Consider the following 23662-nt stretch of genomic DNA (forward strand, 5'->3'; position numbering starts at 1 on the left):
TCCCTATTTCTTCAATGCCTTTTTATAAGACTCAATGGTGAAATCCAGTTCTTCTTTTGTAAAACAGCTGTTTATGAACATCGCCTCATACTGTGACGGTGCCACGTAGATGCCTGCCTCAAGAAGCTCTTTGAACACGTGACCAAATCCCTGCGTGTCCGATTTGCAAGCGCTGTCATAATCTGTGACAGGCTCCTTTGTATAAAACATGCAGACCAGCGAGCCTATGTGATTTACCGTAAAGCCGCTGGCGCTGCGCAGACCGTCTGCCAGATACTGTCCCATTTCATTGATTCGATCATAAATGGAAGGGTTAACTAGCAGCTGCTGCAGTGTTTCAATGCCTGCAGTCATAGCGATAGGATTTCCCGATAAAGTTCCTGCCTGATACACACTGCCAAGAGGTGAAACACATTCCATAATTTCCCTTCTGCCCCCATAGGCTCCCACCGGCATACCGCCGCCGATAATCTTTCCATAGGTCACTAAATCCGGCGTCACACCGAAGTACGCAGCAGCTCCTCCAAAAGCAAGACGAAAACCCGTTATCACTTCATCAAAAATCAAAAGTGCACCGAATCGGTCGCATAAATTACGCAGCCCCTGTAAAAATCCAGGTTCTGCAGGTACAACGCCCATATTTGCAGCTGTCGGCTCCACAATGACGCAAGCAATATCGTCTCTGTTTTTTTCCATGAGAAGCTCTACACTGGCAAGGTCATTATACCGCGCAAGGAGTGTATCCGCTGCTGCACCGCAGGTTACACCTGCGCTATCCGGATCGCCAAAGGTCATGGCGCCGGAGCCTGCCTTTACCAGCATAGCATCGCTGTGTCCGTGATAGCAGCCTTCGAATTTGATAATCTTGCTCTTTTTCGTATAGCCTCTGGCAAGGCGCAGCGCACTCATGACTGCCTCAGTACCACTGTTTACCATACGAATCATTTCTACGTGAGGAATATTGTCGCAAATCAGTTCTGCCAGTTCCACCTCAAGTTCTGTGCATGCACCGAAGCTGAGACCCTTGCTGACTCTCTGCTGTACAGCGGCAATCACTTTCGGATCTGCATGCCCCAGAATCATCGGTCCCCATGATCCGACATAATCCAAATACTCTTTTCCCTCAATATCATAAATCTTATTGCCGCAAGCTTTTTCAATAAATCGCGGTGTTAAACCTACGGACTTAAAGGCTCTTACCGGACTGTTGACACCGCCGGGCATCACCTTTTTTGCTCTGTCAAATAGCTGCTGTGAACTCTTCATTAGCCGATATCTCCTCTCTTTATCGCATCTGCAATTTCCATGGCATAATAGGTCATGATGATGTCTGCACCTGCACGGTACATGGAAACTGCCGTTTCACACATGATGCCGTACTCATCCACAAGCCCTGCTTTGCCAGCATTTTTTATCATAGCATATTCACCGCTGACGCTGTAGGTTGCAATTGGCAGATTGGTTTCATAAGAAAGCTCTCTGATTACATCCAGATAGGAAAGCGCCGGCTTTACCATGAGAATGTCTGCACCCTCTTCTTCATCGATGATTGCTTCTTTGATGCCTTCTTTTATGTTGTGAAAATCCATCTGATAGGTTTTTCTATCGCCAAAAGAAGGTGCGCTGCCTGCAGCTTCACGGAACGGACCGTAAAATTTTGAAGCGTATTTCACTGCATAGCTCATAATCGGCACGTTTTTAAAGCTATTTTCGTCAAGGCCTGCGCGAATCGCAGCAATTCTTCCGTCCATCATGTCAGAAGGTGCAACCATATCAGCGCCTGCCGCCGCATGAGAAACTGCCGTAGCCGCCAGATATTTCAAAGTTTCGTCATTGTCTACGTCATGTCCGCAAAGAATACCACAATGTCCATGGGAAGTATATTCACACATACACACATCGGTAATCACATAAATCTGATCTCCGTATTCTTCCTTTATCGCGCGTACAGCCTGCTGAACCACGCCGTTTTCGGCATAAGCCTGACTGCCCTTCTCGTCTTTTTCCTTTGGAATACCAAACAGCAGCACCTTATTAACGCCGTGCTGCAAACATTGGTCGATGACTTCCTTTGCTCTATCCGGGCTGTAACGATACTGCCCTTCCATCGCGGAAATTTCAGCTTTTATATCAGTTCCTTCTTCAAAGAAAATAGGATAAATCAGGCTGTCAGCTGACACCCTGGTCTCCCGCACCATACCGCGAATCAGCGGATTTGCTCTAAGTCTTCTAGGTCTGTTAATCATTGCACTTACTCCTTACCTTTTCTACCATACTATCGATAGTAGCTACCTTTGAAACGACTGTATCAAAGCCAAACCTTGCGGCTTCTGCTGCAGTCTGTTTTCCAATGCAAAGGGCTTTTACCCCTGCAAAATGATCTCTGCTCTGTGTCTTCACAAAACCATCTACACAGGATTTACTTGTAAAAGTCACATAGTCCCAGTCTTCCAGATTTGTAATCTCCTCATGTTCTACATATGCGGTATCGTAAACCGGGTAATCCAGATACGTTATTTCTCCTGCATCAAGCGCTTCAGTCAAATCAGCTGTTCCTATCTTTGCCCGCAGCAGCAGCACCTTGCTGTCTTTGTCCACAAAGCCCGTTGCAACCATCTCTCGTCCCAAAGTTTCACCGTCGTACACAGAAGGCAGAAAATCTGCTGTCAGACCGAATTCCTTCAGGGCAGCTGCTGTAGCACTGCCGATACAAGCAAAGCGCTTGCCGGAAACCACCCGAACATCTTTCCCCTGCTCCAAAAGCCAACTGAAGAAGGAGCGAACGCCCTCGGTACTGGTAAATACGAGGGTATCATATCCTTCAAAATCAGGTGCCATAGGTCTGATAAAATCAGTCCTGATACAAGGATATAGCTTCGTTTCCGCACCCAGATTCCGCAGCTTTTGTTCTAGCTTTGAAGCTTTACTTTTTGGCTGTGTCACCAGAATTCGTCTGCCTTTAAGTGGTCTTCCATCAAACCAGTCAAATCTGTCTGAGAGAGAACAAACCCTGCCCACAGCAATGACTGCTGGAGATTTCACCCCATTACGCCTTACAGCTTCTTCTATATGTGCTAAATCTGAAATGAACTTTCTCTGCTTTGTATAGGTTCCATTTTCAATCACAGCGCAAGGCATGTCTTCTTCCATACCTGCAAGAAGTAAACCTTTTGCAATGCGGCCCACTGTCGACACACTCATCATAAAAATCAGTGTTCCTTTGAGCCGTACCAGCGCGTCAAAATCGATAGCAAGATCGGCGCCTTCCTTTGCATGCCCTGTAATAATGTGCAGCGACGAGCAAAAATCTCTGTGAGTTACTGGAATGCCTGCATAGGCCGGCACTGAAATAGAAGATGTGATGCCCGGTACTACTTCAAAGGGGATTCCGTTATCTGCCAATAGCTCCAGTTCTTCTCCCCCTCTGCCGAAGACAAATGGGTCGCCGCCTTTGAGCCGCACTACTTTTTGACCGGCCTGCGCCTCTCTCAGAAGGATTTTGTTGATTTCATGCTGGGGAACTGGATGATTGCCTACATTTTTACCTACGTCGATGCGTCTGCAGCAATCTGGAATCAGTTCCATAATGCTTTCACTGACTAACCGGTCGTAGACGATAACGTCCGCTTCCTCAATCAGCCGCACAGCCTTCACTGTAAGCAGTTCCTTATCTCCTGGACCTGCACCTACTAAATATACGATTCCTGTGCCCATGCGCTGCCTCCTTTCATCCTCAGAGCAAGCTCTCTTCCCAGACTCTCACCCTGATATTTGCTGCCCTTTATTTCATCTATGTATTGGTTCTCTTCTTCGTCTACATAATAGCCCTTTATAGTGATTTCATCACCGTTAATTACAGCATATGCTGCAACCGGTGAACTGCAGCCGCCGTCCAAAGTCCGGACAAAACTTCTTTCTGCCAATGCGACTAATCTCGCCTCTTCATCTGCGAAATCCTTAAGAAAAGGAACCTCATAACCCTTCCTTCCCTGTACTGCCAAAATTCCCTGACATGCAGCCGGCAGAATTTCCTCAGTGGAAAACAGCTTGCTGATTCGCGCTTCAAGGTTTAGCCTCTTCAGCCCAGCATAAGCTAAAATAATAGCGTCATACTGTCCTTCGTCCAGTTTTGCAAGGCGTGTCTGCACATTGCCTCTAATCGGTCTGATATCCGCTGTCTGATACAGTTTCTGCGCCTGCAGTTTCCTTCTCTTTGAGGAGCAGCCTATGATTGGATTTTGCGGCAGCCTTTCAAGACCTGCCCGCAGAACCAGCGCATCTCTTGGGTCCTCTCTTTCGGAAAACGCCAGAAGCGGCAGATCGCCAGCCACCTCCATCGGCATATCCTTCAGACTATGCACTGTTAAATCAGCTCTTTTCTCCATCAAAGCCTTATCCAGCTCCTTGACAAAAAGACCTTTCCCTCCAATTTGATCCAATGTTTTATCTAATATGATGTCGCCGGTGGTCTTCATAGTCACCAATTCGACATCAATGGTGCTGTCGAATTTTCTAATGGCATCTATCACCATCTCTGACTGAATCACAGCCAGTTTGCTTTCTCTGCTTCCTACGATTACTTTCATCAGTATGCCTTTCCTTTTATGATTTCTCTTACTTTTGCTGCAGCTCTTTTCGTAACGCTGTGAGAAAGTCCGCTGCCGCAGATACCTGCAGTAACCTCTTCCCCCGCTGCGACAGCCGGAAAATAAAAAGTACACTCTGCCCTATTATCACAAACACTTACCAAAATGTCCCGTTTCTTTGCCGCATCTCCAATCTGCTTGTTTACTTGTCTGTTATCAGTACAGGCAAGCACCATATAGCAGTCATGCAAATATTCTTCTTTATAAATGTCTGTAATCAAAGTCAGTCTGTCATTTGCTGTCAGATTTCTCAGCGCCTTTGCCATCTCTGGCGCTATGACAGTAATTTCAAAATCAAATTCCAGCAGAGTTTTAACTCTTCTGGTTGCGATATTGCCGCCGCCAAATACAACAGCCTTCTTCCCCTCAGATGGTACAAAGACCGGAAAATATCTATTTTTCATAATAGTCCGCTGCCTTTCTTATCACCTCTTCAAAGGAATATCCTGCTTCCTCGCTGGGTCTTCCAATCACAATAATTCTAAAGCCTTCTTCCAGACACGACAATTTATCATCAAAGCCGCCTGGTTTTCCCGTATTCTTTGTCACAAGCCACCGGCAGCCGTACTGTTTCATAACCGCCAGATTCATTTCCTTTATAAAAGGACCCTGCATAGCGATAATATTTTTTGGAGCGATACCTGCTGCTATACAGCTTTCAACAGATGAAACCGATGGAAGCACTCTTGCAACTGCTCTTTCCTGGATACCTTTCATTTTACTATATTTCCACAGCTCTTTGGCACCGGTCGTCAGCAGCACCCGCTCATCAGTTCGATTTAAAAAATTCACAGCTTCTTCGATGGTAGCGACTTCTATGATACCCTCACCTGCGGTGTTTCCCTTTTCTCGCAGAAGCCTCAAATATGAAATCGACTGATTCTCACAGGCTCCTCGAATATTTTCTGTGACAAGATTTGCGTAAGGATGTGTCGCATCAATGACAAGACCGTAATCTCCGGCAGCCATCAGCTCTTCCATTTCTGAAAGGTTCAACCTTCCTTCAAGAACAGAAAGCCCCGGTATATCTGTCAGCATTTCACTTCCGTAATCCGTAGCAACACAGAAATCCGCACTGCTTTGCCATTTCCTCTCCGCAAAAGCCTTTGCCAGCTGATGACCCTCATAAGTTCCCGCAAAGACCAGTATTCTTTTTTTCTTACACGTCTTGATATCCACGAGGTGTTACCAGCTTTCCGTTGATGACTTTCGTCTGACTATTTCCTATAAAGACAGTGGTAAACATGTCTATTTCTTCATTATTTTTTAAATCAGCAAGAGTGCATACCACCCCTGTTTCGCCATCTCTTCCGATGTTTTTTACATAACCGCAGGGCGTATCCCAGCCTTTGAAAGCGCTCATAATCTCTGCTGCTTTGTCGACATAATCGTAACGTTTCTTACTTTTCGGATTATAAAGACAGACCACAAAGTCAGCCTCCGCCGCAAGATGCAGTCTTTTTTCAATTTTTTCCCACGGAGTCAAAAGGTCTGACAGAGAAATAACTGCAAAGTCGTGAATCAGCGGTGCTCCTAAAACTGCTGCACCGCTGCAGGCTGCTGTAATACCCGGCACAGTAATAATTTCCACCTCAGGATGCTCTGCTGCAACCTCTGCCATAATTCCTGCCATTCCGTAAACGCCAGCATCTCCGCTGCAGACAAAAGCCACTGTTTTTCCCTTCAGAGCAGACTCCAGCGCCAGCTTGCAGCGATCTACCTCCTGCTTCATAGCTGTCGATTTAATTTCTTTTCCTTCTGTAAGTTCCCGTACCAGATCCACATACAGAGTGTAGCCTACGATGACATCGCTTTTCTCAATGGCTTCCTTCGCCTGCGGCGTCATATATTCCCTGTTACCCGGGCCGATGCCCACTACATATATTTTCATTTAGATATCCTCTTTCGACAGACGCTCCCTGAAGCTATACCATTTGTGGAAGTCGTCCATGTATTTTTCTATAATCAATTCAATTTCTTTCATTTGCTGTTCCATACGGGTGTCTCTCACATCTGTGCCCAAATTATCTATATCATAGTAACGCACATGCGCAAGTTCTTCCACCCTTGGGTCAATATCTCTGGGTACAGCCAAATCAATAAACACCTCCGGTACTCTGCTCAACCGGCTGATTTCCTCCATAGATACAGTGTAATGGGGACTTAAAGTTGCACTGACAACAGCGTCAACCGTCTCTATCGCATGATAACGTTCCCCATAGTTGACGGTTTTCACACCCTGCGGTATGATGTTTTCTCCATGCCTATACTGACGAAGGGTCATCGTCGCTTCTAAGCCCTCTTTTACCAGAATTTCCGCAACCAGACGTCCAATCATTCCATTTCCGATGACCAGCACCTTTTTCAGTGCCGGATTGGTACGAATCAGTTTGACCGCCCGAGAAGCAGTTGAATTGTCATCAAACTTGAAATCCACCAGAGTTTTTGCCTTTTTTCCCGCACTAACACCATTTCTGAAAATGACATTGAGCAGAGTATCTGTCACCCCCGCTTTTTGGGCAGCTTTCAGCGCATCATCTACCTGTGTCACAATCTGATCATCGCCCCAAATCTGAGATTCAGCACCCGCTGCCACTTTACACAGATGGATAATCGCATCATCGCCTGTCAGTGTCCGGTTCATATAGGCGTAAGTCCCATACTCAACCCCTATCATCCGGCAAAGCTCCTTAAAAGGGTTTAATACTGCTTCGTCCTTGAGAGACAGATATAGCTCTGTCCTGTTACATGTGGCAATGAGAACCGCCCCCAGTATCTCCTCTTTTTCCTTCAGCTTATCATAAAGCTCTGCAGTCTGCGTCTTTGTACAGGAGAATATCTCTCTTTCTCTAAGCCCCGCCATGTTATAATCAATATATGACATAATGATATTCAAAAATTACACTTCCAATCTCTCATAGCCAGGGCGCAGGTACAGCCGCTTCCACTGGTCTTTGATAATATTTTTGTTCCGTAATTGCTCGCCAGTACCGCGCTGCGCTCACAAACATTATCAGCACCCGTTACTGATTTGACCAGTGCTGATGGTACAAAGCACCCCTGCACTTCTTGCAGCTCCTCTGCCGTATAAGTAACCAAAGGAATCTTATATTTGTCGCAGAATGCCAGAATGCAGGTTTCATATTTCTTCAAATCTATAGAAGCCAGCTGTTCTACCGCTTCAATCGCAATGTGCTTATCTGCCAGCTGCTCCAAAATAAACCTTTCAAAAACCTCTGCACTGACACCTTTACGACATCCGACACCGATAGTAACAATGCGCGGCACCAGATTAATGGTATTTTGAAAAACATTCTGATTTCCGGCAAGGCTGACACAAATACCACTTTCCGTTTCATCTAGAGTCAGAGCCTGCGGCAATTTTCCCTCAAAGGGAAATGCGCTGGAAATCCCCACCTTTTCTCCTCGCAAAATCGCTGATGATATCAACTTGATTTTGCTGATATCCATAATATGACAGCCTGCATATTTACTCCATACATCTACTGCGAACTGTCCGTTGATATCGGTAGCCGTAGTCAGCACCAGTTCCGCTCCCGTCACCTTTGCAAACTCTGCCGCCGCTTCATTTGCGCCGCCCAGATGGCCGGAAAGCAGCGGTATGGAAAATCTGCCAAACTCGTCCATGACTACTACTGCCGGATCCTGATCCTTGGTTTTAATCAGCGGTGTAATAAGGCGAACGGCAATGCCTGCCGCGCAGATAAAGAGAAAAGTGTCTTTTTTCTCAAAGTTTGCTTTCAGATATTCTCTTGCGCTTTCTTTTCTTTTATCGAAAATCTCCGCACTGCACGTCTCTTGCAGCCTTTCTGCAATTTTCTCTGCTAGGCTTTGTCCTCTAGCCGTAAATGCCAGAATACTGATGTTCTTCATTATTTTGTCGCCTCTCTGAACAGATGAGTGAAAGACGGATCATAGAGCCTAGAGCGCTCGTATTCGCTGCCTAAAAAACCGCCTACCATAATCAGTGCCATTTTGTTGATACCATTTTCTTCTGCAGCTTTTGCGATGTCCTTCACCGTGGTGCGAACCACCTTTTCGTCCGGCCAGGTTGCCTTATAAACAATCGCCGCCGGGCTGTCCGGTGCGTATCCGCCTGCAATGAGTCGTTCAGAAAGCTCAGCCAGCATGGTGGAGGTCAGAAATACTACCATGGTTGCTCCATGTTCAGCCAGTTTAGAAATTTCTTCTTTCTCAGGAACCGGGGTTCTTCCTGCCATTCTTGTCAAAATGACTGTCTGACTCACATTAGGCAAAGTGTATTCTGCATTTAATGCTGCTGCAGCACCGATAAAGGAGCTGACGCCGGGTACAGAAACATATTCCATATTTTCCCGGTCTAAAATATCCATCTGCTCTCTAATCGCGCCGTAGATACAAGGATCTCCTGTGTGGAGCCGGACTACTTCCTTTCCCCTGTTTTCTTTCATCACCGCAATAACCTCTTCCAAAGTCATCTTAGCACTGTTATAAATCTTACAGTCTTTACCAGCGTAATCTAAAAGTGCCGGATTCACAAGAGAACCTGCATAAATGATAACGTCTGCTTTTTTTAGAAGTTCCGCCCCTCTGACAGTAATTAAATCTGCAGCGCCCGGACCTGCTCCGATAAAATAAATCATAGTTTAACTCTCCTTTTGTCTGTCTTCCGATGGAATTACAATCAGTGAAAAGTAGCTGGACTGCTCTCTCAGTTCTTTTAGGTCCTGATATACCTTTTCATTTTCCATGGTGGCACATTCTACCATCATAGCTTTCTTGTCAGCCAGCTGGTCTTTGATTTTCATGATGGTTTTGCCTGACTTCATCAGCACTTTCGTGCCTTCCAGTTCTTCTGCCTGACTTCCTTTATAGGTCGCCGGAATGATGTGCAGCATTTCCTCACGTTCGCAAAGAGATGTATTCAGACTGGCCGCCGCACCGCAGAAGGACGGAACGCCCGGCACCATAGCCGTCTGATAGCCCCGCTGGGCGAGTTTTCTATGCACGTACATGACTGTGCTGTAAATTGCCGGATCTCCTAAGGTCAGAAACGCCACATCCTTTCCCTGCTCTAAAATTTCGGAAATGGCATCAGCAGATCTCTCGTGACAGCGATTAAGCTCTTCTTTATCTTTAATCATGGGCATATCGCATTCCAGGATTTCCTTGTCCAAGATGAAATCTCCCGCAATTTTCAGTGCCACGTTTTCTGCTGCTCCGCTTCTTGGCACTGCAATAACATGACAATCTTTCATTACATTGATGGCTTTCATTGTAAGCAGCTGTGGATCTCCCGGTCCCAGTCCTACTGCATAAAATTTTCCACTCATATCTGTTTCATATCCTTTCGTATCATTTCAGCAAGCCGGTCTGCACCAGGGCTTTTCATAATATGGTTTCGATCTGTAGTAAACAATACCGTCTCAACTTTCACCTGTCCTTTCAGCCTGAAATGGAGATGGTACAGAACCTTTTCCAAAATCCTTGCTTTTACTTCCTCATAATAATTTTTTTCCTGAATCAGAGCAAACGCCTCATCGGTGGTAATACACTCTGCAATTGCTTTTACAGTATCGCAGTCAGCACCGCAAACGGCACTATGCATACCGATAATCTCCATTCTGCCATCAGCGTAAGAGGAATGGGTATTCATAATCCCTGCTGCCAGCTTGATCAGCTTGCCAGTATGACCTACCAGAAGTATTTCCTCAAACCCCTTAAACTTAATGTAATCCAAAGCTTCTCCAATATAGTTAGAGATGGGTACAGCCTTTGCGATATCCAGTCCCAGATGCTCACGGCAAAATTCCCTGCCGTAATTTCCCGGGGCGATAAGAATCCGCTTCGGATTCTCCTGATACTGTTTGTCGATCACAGTCTTAATCGTATCGACAAGAGCCTTTTCACTCATAGGATCGACAATACCTGTCGTTCCCAGAATAGAAATTCCTCCAACAATACCAAGTCTTGGGTTATATGTTTTTTTTGCAATCTCCGCACCGCAAGGCACAGAAATTTCTATATATAGAGGTTCCTTCTCTTTTCCGTATTTTCTGCGAATTCGCTGCACATTTTCAAAGATCATCTGCCTCGGCACCGGGTTGATGGCAGGCTCTCCTACGCTGCACTGCAGGCCTTTTGCTGTAATAATGCCTATGCCGCAGCCGCCCAGCAAGGTAATACGATCTCGAGTTTCTGCTAAAGTCCCCGATGAAATGGGATCTTTGCTGACACAGGCTTTAATCTCTGCGCCATGGGTTGCATCAGGGTCATCGCCTCCGTCTTTTATCACCGTGCAGCAAACCGTACCCTTACCTATATCTATTTCACTGACCTGCATGGTCGTTTTCTCTCCTGCAGGCAATATAACCTCCGCCTCAGAGACTTTCTCTCCAGAAAAAAGCATAGCCGCTGCCGCTGCAGCTGCAGCAGCAGCGCAACTTCCGGTTGTAAAACCGTATTTTAGTTTTTTTCCATTTTTGACGGTAAACTTCTCCATATTATCCTTTCTGCAAGCTTTTCCTGCAATGAATAATGTTGCAATAGAAAAACCCGAATCCACAGGATTCGGGTTCAAATTTATCTTGCATTAAGTAAAACTCTTCGCACTGTCTCCTTCTTTTCCGTTTTGGGAGTCCAGCCGCCGAAGAATTTACTATTATTACCCTAAAACTCATATCCTGTGACTTTCATGGTAAAATATTGGGATGTCTTCCGACTCTGACGTCAACGCTCTTATGCGCCTTCCCAGGAACGATTCCCAGTGACCGGCCATATGCCTTGCATAAAAACTCCGTCATTACGGCAGCAGGACTGTTCAGGACTCTCACCTGATTCCATATTACGATTTTATCAACCAATATTTTCAAGTTGTTTAACAGAATTATATTACAATCGTTTTCGGCTGTCAACTGCAATTTGCACCAGCTTGAAGCAGCCGTTTATCGGGATGCTTATTTAAGCTTTTCAAATGCCCTTGCTGTATGCTGCGCAAAAATTTCTCTGATTGCAGGAATCTGCCCCATGCCTCGCAGTACACACTGCACCGCATAGCCCTCTTTTTCCAGAATCGTTTTCCATGAATCTTCATCATCACTTGCCATATCGTTATTGGCATGATCGCCTGCAACAATCATTAAAGGCTGCAGCACAATTTTTTCATAACCGCCTTCCTTTAAGGCAGGAAGAATATCTTCCAGAGTTGGTACCGCTTCCACAGTTGCGATAAAATAGTTGTGGTGTCCCTGTTTTCTGAGCTCATCTTGCAAATCAAAGTATACCCTGTTTGCCTCAACACCTGTTCCATGTCCCATCAACACCACGGCCGTCTTTTCATCCGTATGCTCTTTTGTGTCTTCCACCATGGCAGCTGCAACTTTCTCAAAATCCTCTTTATCAGTTAAAAGAGGTTCTCCAAGTACTGCAGCTGCAAAAAGATCTCTATGTTTTTCCACATCGCGCAGAAGGTCGTGATACTCTGTTCCATTCATCAAATGTGTCGGCTGTATCACCAGCTTTCTGAATCCATCTGCTGCTGCATGCTGCAGTGACTCAGCTTCGTTGTCGATATGAAGTCCATCCCTTTTCTTTAGCTTATTAATAATCATCTGACTGGTAAAAGCACGCCGCACCGGATAATCTGAAAAAGCATCCGCAACTGCCTGCTCAATAGCATCTATTGTGACCTTTCTATTTTCGTTATAGCTGGTGCCAAAGCTGACTACCAGAATCGCGGTGTCTTGTTTCTGATTCATCTTTTTATTCCTCTTACTTTCCTTGATTACTATTTTTCTTTTTATTTTTCTCCTCGTAGTATTCCTTTGGCGTAACGCCAATCTGATAGAGAACGTTACCCCAGGAACCGCATTTTTCGTGCAAATCCTGCCGCAGCTGTCTTGGCACTTCCTTTTTCATAGGAATTTTTCCGTTTTTCAGATAGATATCTTTTACCATACCAAGGCGCTTTCTATCATCTTCATCCAGATTCAATACCTTATAATAGCAGCCATAGAGACTGTCAGAATGGAGCCTTCGATTTTCTGTCATTCTATGGTCGATATAAATATCGTGAAAAGGCTCCATTCGGAGAACCGGTTCCAAATCAATCTGAAACAGCGCATTGCGCCAGGAGCCGCATCGCTCTATGAGCGCCTGCTTAACAGCCTGTTCAATTTCTCCATGAAGAGGACTTCGTCCTATTTCATGAGCAAAATTTCTAACTGCTTCCAGCATATTGATATATTCCAGTTCTAAATCAGGAATCTTATAGACTGCTCTTTTAAGAAAATCAGCATCCAACTTTGCAGCTTTAATAACAGAAGTCCAGCCGCTGTAATATTTTTTGATTTCCCTGCAAACCTCAGGCAAATCTCTGGGATGCGGAATTTTCCCAAGCTCTAGTGCTTTTTCTCTGACCATGTCAAGAAGCTTTTCCTTATGCAATCGCTCTTTTTCCATCTGCTCCATAGTTTTTCCGCCTTTACCTGCTGACGCGGAAAGCCCTGCAGCACGAAGCGCATAAGGCCATTTACCAAACCTTTGTTTGATGTAGTCTTTCAGTACCCAAAATACTTCTCCCTGCGTAGGGCCATACCCCAGTTCTGACGCTAAACGCCTTAGATAAGCGAGCAGTTCTTCATCAGAAAAGCTTTGGTAGACACATTTGCCGTCCGGACTTGCTAATGCATAATTTTTCCAGACAGCAGAAGTTTTGTCATTCTGCCCGTATTTCCTGTCTGGATTTCGACTGATCTTTTCAATCAGCAGCTTCTTCCTTAGCTCTAACTCTCTTTCTTCCACTTTGATTTCTCCTAAGCAAGTTTTAATATTAGAATAATAAAAATGCTGTAGCAAAATATGCTACAGCCCGTATTTTCTGTATCTGTCGTTTAGGAAACCTGATAACCGTCAGGCGCACTCCTAGTATTTCAAGCAGGTCTTCTGGCTCGGATATCTTCATCATGCACACCTTCCCAGACTATCTGTCCAGTGGTATTTCGGCATGACTCCTTCCTTACAGCGGCGGCAACCGCACAGGATTTGCACCTGTTTCCCTCTTTGCTGTTAAAACAGACAAGAAATACTTGTCATTCAGTTGTTATTTCAAAGCATCAACGTTTCTACGCTGACATTGTATCATATCAAATCGTATTTGTACAGAATCTTTTTTTGCCCCTATCCTCCGCTTGACAAAATACAACCTCCGGTAATATAATGAGGTTACAATTGAATGTATAAGGGTCCCTTTCAAGGGGTTTAAAAGAGAAGCAGGTGAAAGTCCTGCACGGTCGCGCCGCTGTAATGACGTAGCCCTATCTTAATTTATGTCACTGGGAAACTGGGAAGGCAAGATAAGGGTGCCAGATGTCTAAGTCAGAAGAACTACCCAAATACAGCCAATTTACACAGGTTACGAACGATGACCGGGTGTGAACACGAAACGGAAAGTATTTTTTGCATACTTTTCTATCGCTGCACCTGTCATAAATGACAGGATTTTTTATTGCGTAGAGATACAACATTTCGTGTTTTGTTCATTTGTTTATCAAGAAAGGAGATACTTTATGACAAAAAGGCAAAAATTATTTTTATCAATTGTAACAGTTTTTTCACTGGTCTTTGGTATGGTTCCCACGGCAAATGCCATGCACATTATGGAGGGCTACTTACCCGGAACCTACTGTCTGGTATGGGGAGCGATATGCGTTCCATTTCTTATCTGGGGTTTTTTCTCCATCAGAAATACCCTTACAGATAATAGAAAAATTATCACTGTACTTGCCATGGCAGGTGCATTTATCTTTGTAATTTCCTCGCTAAAAATTCCATCGGTTACAGGAAGCTGCTCTCACATGACAGGAACCGGTCTTGGCGCAATCCTTTTTGGACCTGCAGCAGTCAGCATTTTGGGAATTATCGTACTTTTATTTCAGGCAATTCTGCTGGCTCACGGCGGTCTTACTACCCTTGGAGCGAACACTTTCTCCATGGCTATCGCAGGACCTTTTATCACCTATGGCGTGTACAAGCTATGCAAAAAGTTAAAGGTAAACAAAATGTTTTCTGTATTTCTGGCAGCTGCCTTAGGTGATTTGCTTACATACTGCATTACCAGTCTGCAGCTGGCTCTGGCTTATCCTTCAGAAGTAGGAGGTGTCGGCGCTTCCCTTGCGAAATTCATGGGTATTTTTGCTACGACACAAGTGCCTCTTGCTATCGTGGAAGGCATTTTGACTGTTATCATCGTCATCGGTTTAGAATCCTTTGCGAAACCTGAACTGAAATCAATCGGATTTATCAAGGAGGGCAAATAATATGAATAAGAAGAAATCTAAAAAGGGTCTTGTGGTTCTGCTTCTGATTCTGGCAATTCTCATCGCAGTCGTACCCTTCTTAATGCTCAAAGACGCTGAATTTGGCGGCTCTGATGACGCTGCCGGCGGCGCTATAGAAGAGATACAGGGCGGTGAATATGAACCTTGGTTTACACCGATTTTAGAAAGCTATCTGGGCGGCGAAATTCCCGGTGAAATCGAAAGTTTAATTTTCTGCGTACAGACCGGTATCGGAGTCGGCATTCTCGCCTTCTTTATGGGTCGGTTTTACGAAAGAAAAAAATGGATGAAGGATGAATAAATAAATTATGATTATTGTAGATAAGCTGTGCTATTTGTCAAAACTCAGATATGTAAACCCCATGGAAAAGTTCGCTTTTGCAATGCTGACTCTTATTTTTTGTATTGTCAGTCGTTCCATTGCTATGGGCGTCTTTGTCATTGGAGTCAACAGCTGGCTAACCATTGTTCGCGGCGGTATTTCCGCTGCCAGATACAGAAATTTGATGATGGTTCCCCTGGCCTTTCTCATACTGAGCACTGCTGCCATTATCATCAACATCGGAAAACGTCCCCTTGACGCCTTTGCCGTTCCTATTGGAAGCTGGTACGTCACTGGAAGTTTTGCAGGCATTTTGCATGGGGCACAGCTTATCACTACAGCACTAGCCGCCGTATCCTGTCTATACTTTTTATCTTTTAATACTACTATGACAGATATTCTAAGCGTCCTCAGAAAGCTTCATGTGCCAGCTCTTATGATAGAGCTCATGCTTCTGATTTACCGCTATATCTTTGTGCTGCTGGACGTAGCCTACTACATTTCCACTTCACAAAGCGCCCGCCTTGGACACAAGGATTTTAAAACATCAATAAAATCTTTTGCCTCTATGGTGCAGGCACTGTTTATCAGATCTATGAAGCGTTCCAGAAATCTTTATGACGCTATGGAGTCCAGAGGATATGATGGTGAAATTAGAGTGCTGGAAGAAAGCCATCCCACCAGCAAAAGAAATATCTACTACATTGTACTTTATGAAACTGCCCTTTTGGCTTTTACTTTATGGTTTAAATTATGGAGATAGGAGCTTCCGCGAAAGACATGACCAAAGATATTATCATTAAAGCAGACAATTTACTTTTTTCCTACGACGACGAAAAAAGCTATTCCTTAAACGGACTCAGTCTGGAAATTGAGCGTGGCCGCAAGGTTGCCTTTATGGGTGCAAACGGCGCTGGAAAGTCTACTTTTTTCCTGTGCTTAAACGGCATTCACAAACCTTCAGAAGGTACACTCTACTTAGACGGAAAGCCTGTGGACTACAGCAAAAAAGGTCTTTTAGACCTTCGAAGCAAGGTAGGCATTGTCTTTCAGGACCCGGATAATCAGCTGTTTTCTGCCTCAGTGACACAGGAAATTTCTTTTGGCGCTCTTAACATGGGAATGAGCGAGCAAGATGCACGCAAAGAGGTCGCAAAAGTCATCGAAACTCTGGAAATTACAGATTTTCAGCATAAACCCACCCACTCTCTTTCCGGAGGTCAAAAGAAACAGGTTTCTATAGCCGATGTTTTAGTCATGCACCCGGAAATCATCATTTTAGATGAACCAGCCTCCTCTCTCGACCCTAAGCATACAATCATCGTCAACAAAATTGTGGATATGCTCGTAGAACAAGGCATTACAATTCTTATGTCCACCCATAACGTCGATTATGCTTTGGAATGGGCTGATGAAATCGTATTAATTGCAGAAGGTAAAACACTGATGCACGGCACTCCTGTCGAGGTTTTTTCAAACGACACTATCTTGCAGCAGACCAATTTAAAAAAGCCTGCAGCCATGGAGCTCTTTGAAAGCCTTGTAAAAAAAGGCATCCTGCCTGCGGATCTGCCGGTACCAAAATCCCTGAAGGTTCTTGAGGAATATATTAGTGCGGTTTAATTTTGCAACCCTGTTAAACTCTGGTTTGCAGGAAAACACTAGCGTTCTGCTACTTGCGGAAGATTATTCAAGCTTACAGCTTCCAACGTCTGCAGTTGTTGTATCGTCAGTTGACGAAGCAACTCCATTCTCTCTTTTTGATTTTTCCCTTGGGTAATCAGAATGGCATTATAACTCTCTAAATTTGCAAGCACCAAAAGCTGATTTAGTGTCGCACCATCTCTCATATTTCCTTTTACCATAGGATTTTCGACTTTCCACTGCTTCGCTGTTTTTCCAAATAAAACAACATTCAACATGTCAGCTTCATTTGCATATGTATAAGCAATCTGCGCAGGCGTTAATTCCGGTGGAATAAGATTTTCTTTAATTGCATTCGTATGTATCTTATAATTTAATTTGGAAATTTCTCTATTCAAATTCCAGTTCAAAGATAATCGACTATTCTCGTCCGTCTTCAATCTTCTGTAATCTTTCATTATATATAACTGAAATTCTGGCGAAATCCACGTTGCAAAGGACATTGCAATATCACTATGGGCATATGTTCCTCCATAACGTCCTGCTTTTGAAACAATTCCAATAGCTTCTGTAGTTTCTATCCATTTCTTTGGTGACATTGTAAATGCATTTGCTCCTGCCTGTTTTTTAAACCCCTCGAATTCGAGGGGTTTAAAATCCGGATTATGGAGTTTTTCCCATAATCCCAAAAATTCTATCACATCCCGATTTCTCATCCAATTTTGAATAACTGCTGTTGGGTCATCACTCTTATACCGAGCAATATCTGTTAATGAAATGAATTCATTTTCAAAATCCTGTGTGTAAATTCCAATATCTATTCCATTCGCATGGATCGTATCCTTGATTACTTTCCCCATTGTTCCTCCTGCTATTGTGTCATTATAATCTCACTAAAAAGAAACCCGCCTGCACATAACTATAATGTTAACTCTTTAGTAATTCATTATAGCTATTTTGTTCGTCTTTTGCAACGTAAAATCAACTCAATTATAGCTTTTTCTTTCTGTACGAATGTTGATTTTGTCACTTCACAATTTCTTCCGTACTCACCTGCAAAACAGTTTTTAGTTTGAGTCTTTACATCTTTATAGTCGCCTAATGCTAACAACGTTTGAAATTTCTTTATAGCCTTCTCATCACTGGAGATGAATTTTTTCCCCATCAATTTAGTAGCATTAGATTCCTGCAGAAATGCATATATAATAAAAAAACTCCTAAAATATGCATAATTTTTCGACCATACATGCATATTTTCAGGAGTTTTCTTCAAAATATATGCACACCGCACCTACGCCCTGCTAATAAGCTTTCCATATACCCGCTTTAGCATCCACGGTTCGCTGACGCGCTGCGCAAGCTGACTGACAGGAATCCACTGCACTCCGCTGTTTTCATCTGCTTTAACAGAAAGCGGCGCATTTTCATCTGCCTGCAGCAGGTAGGTCAAATTCAAATGAAGGTGTGACGGCACGTAATCGCCGCGTTTTTCATGACCGTCTACGGTGATAATTTCAAGAGAAAACGGTACACGCCGCAGCACCTTGAAATCCTGCACCCCAGTTTCTTCCTTTGCTTCACGGATTGCAACAGAAAGCAGATCGGCTTCACCGTCAGCGTGACCGCCAGTCCAGGCCCAAGAGTCATACAGATTGTGGTAGACCATAAGTACTTTATCGCCACCATCATTGACAATCCACGAGGAAGCTGTAAAATGTGCAGTCAGATTCTCCCGCACCAGACAATTGTCGTTTTCTTGTAAAAAACGAAGCATAACTTCCCTATCCCGCGCTTCCTGCTCACAGCCCGGCACAAAATCTGTAATGACAGAGCAAAGATTACTCAGCTTCGGATTCATAAAATTTCTCCTTCCAGGCTGAAGGTGTTGCTCTTTGTAATCTTTACATCTACCAGCTTTCCTGTCATGTCAGTCTCGCTACGGAAGTTCACCAGCTTAAATCCATCGGTTCTTCCTGCAAAAGTTTTACTTCCCGTTTTGCTCGGTCCTTCTACCAGCACCTGCTGCACAGTTCCCACATAGGCGGCGTTCTTTTCCGCGCTGATGCCGTTCATCAATTCTACCAGCCGATTAAACCGCTCATGCTTAACTTCCTCTGGAATCTGATCCTCATACTTTTCCGCCGGCGTGCCCTTCCTGATGGAATATAGGAAAGTAAAAGCGGAATCATAGCGTGCTTTGCTGACTAAATCCAGCGTTTCTGCAAAGTCCTCTTCTGTTTCTCCCGGAAATCCTACAATAATATCCGTTGACATAGTGATGCCAGGTACAGCAGTTTTCAGCTTCTCAACAAGAGCCAGATACTGCTCTTTATCGTAGTGACGGTTCATGGCTTTGAGAATCCGGCTGCTGCCTGACTGTACCGGCAGATGAATATTCTTGCAGAGCTTATCGCAGTCCACAAATGCCTGGATTAGCTTATCAGACAAATCTTTCGGATGTGAAGTCATAAAACGGATCCGCTCAAGCCCTTCTATTTCATTGAGCATATAGATTAACGCTGCAAAATCCACCCCATCTGCGCCTTTATAAGAATTGACATTCTGCCCTAAAAGCATGATTTCCTTAACACCATCGGCTACCAATTCCCGCACTTCACGGAGAATTTCTGAAGGTTTTCTGCTCCGCTCTCTGCCTCTGGTATACGGCACGATACAGTATGTACAAAAATTATTGCAGCCAAACATGATGTTAACCAGCGCCTTGCTCTCAAAAAGCCGTTTCGCAGGCAAACCTTCTACGATCTCGCCGCCGTCAGGCCAGATTTCCACCTGCTTCTTTTTCTCGTTGAGCGCATTGTCAATCAGTTCTGGAAACTGATGAATGTTGTGGGTTCCAAAGATGATATCTACCCATGGATACCGGGCTTTAATGGTATCAATAACGTGCTGCTGCTGCATCATACAGCCGCAGACGCAGACCAGGAAATTGGGATCGTCCTTTTTTCTGTGTTTCAGCTGTCCCAATGTGCCAAAAAAACGTTTATCCGCATTATCCCGTACACTGCAGGTATTGATAATGGCAACGTCAGCGTCTTTTCGCTCCTTCACCGGCGTAAAGCCTTTTTCTAAAAGCATGCCTGCCATGACTTCAGAATCGTGCTCATTCATCTGACAGCCAAAAGTTGTAATGTGAAATGTCTTCTCTTTCATGAACCTGATTTTGTCTCTCTTTCTACTCAATTATTCTTCATACTTTCGTCAAACTCTGCTTTAATAACAGCTAAAAGCTCTGGATCACAGAGGATTTCCAATCCTGTCAGTGCCAAAGCCTCCGCTCCCAAACGAATCGCCCTGTCTCCTGCTTCCGTAACAGTCACATCAGCAAACTCATTGGTATGCAACTGCAAATCCGGACATCCTAGACCAATCCATGGATGAATCGCTGGTACAACCTGACTGACATCTCCCATATCCGTAGAACCTGTACTGTCAATGTGAGGCATCTGCCCGCCTCCAATAGCCATATAGTGCTTATCAAAGATATCCGCCAGTGTTCTGTTGGTAACCATATTTTTATTGTCCGGCTCATTGTTCCAGATTTTGTAGGTTGTGCCTACTGCCGCGCATGCAGCCTGTGCGCACCGTTCAAACAAATCGCGTATTTTTCGAATATCCTTCATAGAGCTTGCTCTTACCAGATATTTGACAGACGCGTGAGCAGGGATCATGCTGCACTTCTCACCGCCATCTACAAATACACCGAAAATATTGGTATTCTTCAAATACTGCTTCTCAAATCCAATCAGACTGTAAAAATGAACTGCCGCATCCAGTGCATTGATGCCGTCCTCCGGTGCTGCGCCCGCATGGGAAGCCTTACCGTAGAACTCAACCTGCCATGCGTCCAAAGCTGTTGTCTTTCCACTGGACATGTTAACCGGACTCGGATGAACTGTCATTGCTACATCCACCTGATCAAAAACTCCGTTTTCCGCCATAGGCGCTTTTGTAACAAAACATTCCTCCGCCGGTGTGCCAAACAAAATTACCTTACCGCCGGTTTCCTTCACCGCCTCCCGTAGCGCAAATGCTGCTCCCATTGGCGCTGTCGCTATGATATTATGACCGCAGCCATGACCCATAGACGGAAGGGCGTCATATTCACAGGTCAGTCCGATAGAAGGACCCGGTCTTCCGCTGTCATAGACAGCCTGAAAGCTATATGGTATGTCTAAAATATTCCGGCTTACATCAAAGCCGTGCGTCTCCATGGTTTTTGTCAGCAGCGCGCTTGCCTTTTCTTCTTCACCGCCAATCTCCGGATTTTCATACAGATAGGTTCTGATGGAAGTCAATTCCTCCATGTTCTGTTCAACAACCTCAATCATCTTTTCCTTTAATTTGATATCCACAGACCACACCTCTTCTCTCATCAGGATATCTTTATCATACCACAAATGACTACTTGTTACAATTTTTCTTTCAACAGCTCCACCATCAAATTACCATCAATATTACCGCCGCTCATAATCAGAGCAATATTTTTGCCGCCGATTCTTTCTGCCTCATCCATCACAGCGGCCACAGCAGCCGCGCTGGCGCCTTCTACGATATACTTTTCCTCTTTTATCATGTGTTTTACCGCCTTACGTATAGACCGTTCTTTTACCTGAATGAAATCATCTACATAGTCTTCCAGAATCTCATAAGCGAGTTTTCCAATGCCGCCAACCAATGCGTCGCAAATCGTATCGCCGGTTACCGGATATTCTTCGTAGAACACATGGTCGGAAAAGGATTTGATCATAGCCGGACAGGCCTCTGTCTGCACGCCGATGATACGAATCTCTGGCTTGATTGCCTTTGCCGCGACAGCTATGCCTGTGATCAGACCGCCGCCTCCGATAGGAACGACGATGGTATCGACAGACGAATTTTGTTTGAGAATTTCCACGGCAATTGTTCCTTGCCCTCCATAAATCTTAGGATCATCGTAATATGCGTCAATGTAGGTCAACCCGTTTTCCTGAATATATGACATGCCCAAAGCATGAGCCTCATCATAGTTTCTCCCCATCAAAAGCGCATCGGCCCCATAAAACCGAATCTTGTCTATCTTCGCCTGGGGCGTAGTCTCAGGCACGATAACCTTTGCATTTTCGATACCCAAAAGCTTTGCGCCATAGCTGACAGAGGCGCCGTGATTCCCGGAAGAAATCGTTGCTACGCCTATCTTCCGTTCTTCTTCTGTCAGCGTTGACATCTTGCTCAGCGCCCCTCTGATTTTGAAGCTCTTTACCGTTTGATTGCATTCCAGCTTAAAATAATACTGCCTGTCAGTTTCTTTGCCAAGGTAAATAGACGGTTCTAAAGGCGTTAAATAAACGTAATCGCGAATCCGATCATACGCCTCAAAGACTTCGCGTGCTGAAAATGGCTGTTGTTTGTGATTCATTACTTGTACCTCCTGTTTCAAAAAAGAAAGCATCCCTGATCTGCCCCTCCACGAAAGTGGCCCTAACGGGACAAAACCGGCATGCTGTCATATCCTTACCCGGGGGTAAGAAAAGCGTTCATGTGATTAAATTAATATACATTATAGACAATGAAATGACTTGTGTCAATGGAAAATCCAGGTGGTGATCCTCATAATGAGATAAAATTTATCGTTGTGTCCTCTATCCAACCTGTGATAAAATTTTATAAAATGCCGAATGAAAGGAATAATACCATGACCATTGATCAGTTACGCTACGTCGTAGAAATTGCAAAAGTGGCTTCCATCAATATGGCAGCAAATAATCTTTTTATTTCTCGTCCAGTTTTATCTGCTGCAGTCAGTAAATTAGAAAATGAACTGGGACAGGAAATCTTTGTACGTTCTCCAAAAGGCGTTCATTTGACGCCCTTTGGTAAACTTTTCCTAGACCACATCAAACCATTAATTCTGCAACTTGAACAATTACAATCCTTTTCTGTTCAAAAGCGTGAGCAAATTGCAAGAACCTTCTCAGTCGTAAGCAGCGGATTCCCACTGGTTTCCTCAATTTTATGTAACATGACGCAGCATTTTTCAGATTTGAATATTACTGTACAGCACTTTGAGCAATATGAGGTTGAAATTCCAACCTATGTGGCCGATCATATTGCTTCCATCGGTGTAATCCGTATCTGGGACTGTTACAGCGAACCGCTCAGAAGACAATTTGAGATTCAACGTCTGCGTTTCTATCCGCTAGCGGAATTAGAAGTCGGCATTACCATCGGTCAGGGACATCCTCTTTATAAACAGCAATCAGACTATATTACGCGAAAACAGCTCGAAAGCTATCCCTTCGTTGGTTATGTCAGCCTGGACACCGGTCCCTACGCTAATATCTTTCAACAGCTGCAAATCAATCCCCCTAAGAAAAAGTTTGTAACTACATCACGAGCTGCTCTTTATGAAGTTATGGCGCAAACAAATGCTTTTACACTGAACTCTATTTATCCTGAACGGGCGCTGGATACTTATATGGATGCAAAAAAACAAACCCTTAGGACGCTGCGTTTAGAGAACTGCCAGATTAAGTCTATCATTGGTTGGCTGATGCGTCAGGATCATATCCCAAACGAGCTTGATCAGTTCTTTTTAAAAGAACTCCAAAAATACTTTGTATAAGCACTGACCTCATGAACTCTTTAGATGTCGAAATTTGCTACAACAGTAGCAACTATTTACGGCTACCTGCCCGTCTTCTTCCTGTGCTAAA

The 23662-nt window shown here is 44.3% G+C and carries 25 protein-coding genes and 3 riboswitches; of the genes, 5 read left to right on the forward strand and 20 right to left on the reverse strand.

The features are described 5' to 3' along the window. Positions 1–3 precede the first annotated feature (3 nt). The 14 genes from hemL to D1155_RS09770 all read right to left on the reverse strand — a co-directional run bounded on the left by hemL (position 4) and on the right by D1155_RS09770 (position 13448). The gene (gene hemL / locus D1155_RS09705; RefSeq protein ID WP_160202203.1) at positions 4–1266 is read right to left on the reverse strand and encodes a glutamate-1-semialdehyde 2,1-aminomutase; all 1263 of its coding nucleotides are present in this window, start codon (positions 1264–1266) and stop codon (positions 4–6) included. Then, positions 1266–2246, reverse strand: a complete 981-nt coding sequence (gene hemB, locus D1155_RS09710) for a porphobilinogen synthase (protein WP_160202204.1) — start codon at positions 2244–2246, stop codon at positions 1266–1268. Before hemB ends, hemL begins: the two co-directional genes overlap by 1 nt. Further along, positions 2239–3714 (reverse strand): uroporphyrinogen-III C-methyltransferase, encoded by a 1476-nt coding sequence (gene cobA / locus D1155_RS09715; protein WP_160202205.1) that lies wholly within the window; start codon positions 3712–3714, stop codon positions 2239–2241. Before cobA ends, hemB begins: the two co-directional genes overlap by 8 nt. Next, positions 3690–4586: a hydroxymethylbilane synthase gene (gene hemC, locus D1155_RS09720; protein ID WP_160202206.1), complete on the reverse strand. Its 897-nt coding sequence runs from the start codon at positions 4584–4586 to the stop codon at positions 3690–3692. Before hemC ends, cobA begins: the two co-directional genes overlap by 25 nt. Next, on the reverse strand, positions 4586–5050 hold the full coding sequence (locus D1155_RS09725; protein WP_160202207.1) for a bifunctional precorrin-2 dehydrogenase/sirohydrochlorin ferrochelatase: 465 nt from the start codon (positions 5048–5050) through the stop codon (positions 4586–4588). Before D1155_RS09725 ends, hemC begins: the two co-directional genes overlap by 1 nt. Then, the gene (cobK, locus tag D1155_RS09730; protein WP_160202208.1) at positions 5040–5825 is read right to left on the reverse strand and encodes a precorrin-6A reductase; all 786 of its coding nucleotides are present in this window, start codon (positions 5823–5825) and stop codon (positions 5040–5042) included. Before cobK ends, D1155_RS09725 begins: the two co-directional genes overlap by 11 nt. Further along, positions 5806–6537, reverse strand: coding sequence for a precorrin-3B C(17)-methyltransferase (cobJ, locus tag D1155_RS09735; RefSeq protein ID WP_160202209.1), 732 nt, complete (start codon positions 6535–6537; stop codon positions 5806–5808). Before cobJ ends, cobK begins: the two co-directional genes overlap by 20 nt. Then, complete coding sequence (locus D1155_RS09740) at positions 6538–7530, reverse strand: glutamyl-tRNA reductase (protein ID WP_160202210.1); 993 nt, start codon at positions 7528–7530, stop codon at positions 6538–6540. Between the two features lie 8 nt (positions 7531–7538). Continuing rightward, positions 7539–8540 (reverse strand): cobalamin biosynthesis protein, encoded by a 1002-nt coding sequence (locus D1155_RS09745; protein WP_160202211.1) that lies wholly within the window; start codon positions 8538–8540, stop codon positions 7539–7541. After that, positions 8540–9289, reverse strand: coding sequence for a precorrin-4 C(11)-methyltransferase (gene cobM, locus D1155_RS09750; protein WP_160202212.1), 750 nt, complete (start codon positions 9287–9289; stop codon positions 8540–8542). The genes D1155_RS09745 and cobM overlap by 1 nt, the downstream gene beginning before the upstream one ends. Positions 9290–9292: 3 nt before the next feature. Beyond that, a complete protein-coding gene (gene cobI / locus D1155_RS09755; protein ID WP_160202213.1) occupies positions 9293–9979 on the reverse strand; it encodes a precorrin-2 C(20)-methyltransferase in 687 nt (228 codons plus the stop codon). Continuing rightward, a complete protein-coding gene (cbiD, locus tag D1155_RS09760; RefSeq protein ID WP_160202214.1) occupies positions 9976–11226 on the reverse strand; it encodes a cobalt-precorrin-5B (C(1))-methyltransferase CbiD in 1251 nt (416 codons plus the stop codon). The genes cobI and cbiD overlap by 4 nt, the downstream gene beginning before the upstream one ends. Positions 11227–11335: 109 nt before the next feature. Next, positions 11336–11525, reverse strand: a riboswitch (cobalamin riboswitch). Positions 11526–11602: 77 nt separating this feature from the next. Further along, the gene (locus D1155_RS09765; RefSeq protein WP_160202215.1) at positions 11603–12403 is read right to left on the reverse strand and encodes a sirohydrochlorin cobaltochelatase; all 801 of its coding nucleotides are present in this window, start codon (positions 12401–12403) and stop codon (positions 11603–11605) included. A gap of 13 nt (positions 12404–12416) precedes the next feature. Next, positions 12417–13448, reverse strand: a complete 1032-nt coding sequence (locus D1155_RS09770) for a hypothetical protein (protein ID WP_160202216.1) — start codon at positions 13446–13448, stop codon at positions 12417–12419. Positions 13449–13561: 113 nt separating this feature from the next. Further along, positions 13562–13742: riboswitch (cobalamin riboswitch) on the reverse strand. A gap of 127 nt (positions 13743–13869) precedes the next feature. Beyond that, a riboswitch (cobalamin riboswitch) is annotated at positions 13870–14053 on the forward strand. 159 nt (positions 14054–14212) lie between these two features. Between D1155_RS09770 and D1155_RS09775 the strand changes: the two genes are divergently transcribed. The 4 genes from D1155_RS09775 to D1155_RS09790 are packed head-to-tail and all read left to right on the forward strand — an operon-like array spanning position 14213 to position 16928. After that, a complete protein-coding gene (locus D1155_RS09775; protein ID WP_160202217.1) occupies positions 14213–14962 on the forward strand; it encodes an energy-coupling factor ABC transporter permease in 750 nt (249 codons plus the stop codon). A 1-nt stretch (position 14963) separates the two neighbouring features. Continuing rightward, positions 14964–15284 carry an energy-coupling factor ABC transporter substrate-binding protein gene (locus D1155_RS09780; protein WP_160202218.1) on the forward strand — a complete coding sequence of 107 codons (321 nt, stop codon included), beginning with the start codon at positions 14964–14966 and terminating at the stop codon, positions 15282–15284. 7 nt (positions 15285–15291) lie between these two features. Beyond that, positions 15292–16068 (forward strand): cobalt ECF transporter T component CbiQ, encoded by a 777-nt coding sequence (gene cbiQ / locus D1155_RS09785; RefSeq protein WP_160202219.1) that lies wholly within the window; start codon positions 15292–15294, stop codon positions 16066–16068. Further along, complete coding sequence (locus tag D1155_RS09790; RefSeq protein ID WP_243151067.1) at positions 16059–16928, forward strand: ATP-binding cassette domain-containing protein; 870 nt, start codon at positions 16059–16061, stop codon at positions 16926–16928. The genes cbiQ and D1155_RS09790 overlap by 10 nt, the downstream gene beginning before the upstream one ends. A gap of 38 nt (positions 16929–16966) precedes the next feature. On the opposite strand, the gene D1155_RS09795 is transcribed toward D1155_RS09790, so the two are convergent. The 6 genes from D1155_RS09795 to D1155_RS09815 form a co-directional block, all read right to left on the reverse strand. After that, positions 16967–17809, reverse strand: coding sequence for a KilA-N domain-containing protein (locus tag D1155_RS09795; protein WP_160202220.1), 843 nt, complete (start codon positions 17807–17809; stop codon positions 16967–16969). A 92-nt stretch (positions 17810–17901) separates the two neighbouring features. Then, the gene (locus D1155_RS15665; protein WP_207709525.1) at positions 17902–18117 is read right to left on the reverse strand and encodes a hypothetical protein; all 216 of its coding nucleotides are present in this window, start codon (positions 18115–18117) and stop codon (positions 17902–17904) included. Positions 18118–18240: 123 nt separating this feature from the next. Further along, positions 18241–18807 (reverse strand): NUDIX hydrolase, encoded by a 567-nt coding sequence (locus D1155_RS09800; protein WP_160202221.1) that lies wholly within the window; start codon positions 18805–18807, stop codon positions 18241–18243. After that, the gene (gene miaB, locus D1155_RS09805; protein WP_160202222.1) at positions 18804–20120 is read right to left on the reverse strand and encodes a tRNA (N6-isopentenyl adenosine(37)-C2)-methylthiotransferase MiaB; all 1317 of its coding nucleotides are present in this window, start codon (positions 20118–20120) and stop codon (positions 18804–18806) included. The genes D1155_RS09800 and miaB overlap by 4 nt, the downstream gene beginning before the upstream one ends. 26 nt (positions 20121–20146) lie before the next feature. After that, complete coding sequence (locus tag D1155_RS09810) at positions 20147–21322, reverse strand: M20 family metallopeptidase (RefSeq protein WP_160202223.1); 1176 nt, start codon at positions 21320–21322, stop codon at positions 20147–20149. Between the two features lie 56 nt (positions 21323–21378). Next, positions 21379–22365 (reverse strand): threonine/serine dehydratase, encoded by a 987-nt coding sequence (locus D1155_RS09815; RefSeq protein WP_201759576.1) that lies wholly within the window; start codon positions 22363–22365, stop codon positions 21379–21381. A gap of 168 nt (positions 22366–22533) precedes the next feature. Between D1155_RS09815 and D1155_RS09820 the strand changes: the two genes are divergently transcribed. Next, positions 22534–23571 carry a LysR family transcriptional regulator gene (locus tag D1155_RS09820; protein WP_160202225.1) on the forward strand — a complete coding sequence of 346 codons (1038 nt, stop codon included), beginning with the start codon at positions 22534–22536 and terminating at the stop codon, positions 23569–23571. Positions 23572–23662 lie beyond the last annotated feature (91 nt).

The organism is Anaerotruncus sp. 80 (assembly GCF_009936115.1).
GTDB lineage: Bacteria > Bacillota > Clostridia > Peptostreptococcales > Anaerovoracaceae > Senimuribacter > Senimuribacter intestinalis.

Excerpts from the sequence above, each read along its gene's own strand:
- D1155_RS09775 (WP_160202217.1), top strand. The coding sequence starts at position 14,213 with ATGACAAAAAGGCAAAAATTATTTTTATCAATTGTAACAGTTTTTTCA.
- hemL (WP_160202203.1), bottom strand. The coding sequence starts at position 1,266 with ATGAAGAGTTCACAGCAGCTATTTGACAGAGCAAAAAAGGTGATGCCC.
- D1155_RS09745 (WP_160202211.1), bottom strand. The coding sequence starts at position 8,540 with ATGAAGAACATCAGTATTCTGGCATTTACGGCTAGAGGACAAAGCCTA.
- D1155_RS09765 (WP_160202215.1), bottom strand. The coding sequence starts at position 12,403 with ATGAATCAGAAACAAGACACCGCGATTCTGGTAGTCAGCTTTGGCACC.
- cbiQ (WP_160202219.1), top strand. The coding sequence starts at position 15,292 with ATGATTATTGTAGATAAGCTGTGCTATTTGTCAAAACTCAGATATGTA.
- cobJ (WP_160202209.1), bottom strand. The coding sequence starts at position 6,537 with ATGAAAATATATGTAGTGGGCATCGGCCCGGGTAACAGGGAATATATG.
- cobA (WP_160202205.1), bottom strand. The coding sequence starts at position 3,714 with ATGGGCACAGGAATCGTATATTTAGTAGGTGCAGGTCCAGGAGATAAG.
- D1155_RS09795 (WP_160202220.1), bottom strand. The coding sequence starts at position 17,809 with ATGGGGAAAGTAATCAAGGATACGATCCATGCGAATGGAATAGATATT.
- D1155_RS09800 (WP_160202221.1), bottom strand. The coding sequence starts at position 18,807 with ATGAATCCGAAGCTGAGTAATCTTTGCTCTGTCATTACAGATTTTGTG.
- cobM (WP_160202212.1), bottom strand. The coding sequence starts at position 9,289 with ATGATTTATTTTATCGGAGCAGGTCCGGGCGCTGCAGATTTAATTACT.
- D1155_RS09780 (WP_160202218.1), top strand. The coding sequence starts at position 14,964 with ATGAATAAGAAGAAATCTAAAAAGGGTCTTGTGGTTCTGCTTCTGATT.
- miaB (WP_160202222.1), bottom strand. The coding sequence starts at position 20,120 with ATGAAAGAGAAGACATTTCACATTACAACTTTTGGCTGTCAGATGAAT.
- D1155_RS09725 (WP_160202207.1), bottom strand. The coding sequence starts at position 5,050 with ATGAAAAATAGATATTTTCCGGTCTTTGTACCATCTGAGGGGAAGAAG.
- hemC (WP_160202206.1), bottom strand. The coding sequence starts at position 4,586 with ATGAAAGTAATCGTAGGAAGCAGAGAAAGCAAACTGGCTGTGATTCAG.
- D1155_RS09820 (WP_160202225.1), top strand. The coding sequence starts at position 22,534 with ATGGAAAATCCAGGTGGTGATCCTCATAATGAGATAAAATTTATCGTT.
- D1155_RS09790 (WP_243151067.1), top strand. The coding sequence starts at position 16,059 with ATGGAGATAGGAGCTTCCGCGAAAGACATGACCAAAGATATTATCATT.
- hemB (WP_160202204.1), bottom strand. The coding sequence starts at position 2,246 with ATGATTAACAGACCTAGAAGACTTAGAGCAAATCCGCTGATTCGCGGT.
- cobI (WP_160202213.1), bottom strand. The coding sequence starts at position 9,979 with ATGAGTGGAAAATTTTATGCAGTAGGACTGGGACCGGGAGATCCACAG.
- D1155_RS09815 (WP_201759576.1), bottom strand. The coding sequence starts at position 22,365 with ATGAATCACAAACAACAGCCATTTTCAGCACGCGAAGTCTTTGAGGCG.
- D1155_RS09740 (WP_160202210.1), bottom strand. The coding sequence starts at position 7,530 with ATGTCATATATTGATTATAACATGGCGGGGCTTAGAGAAAGAGAGATA.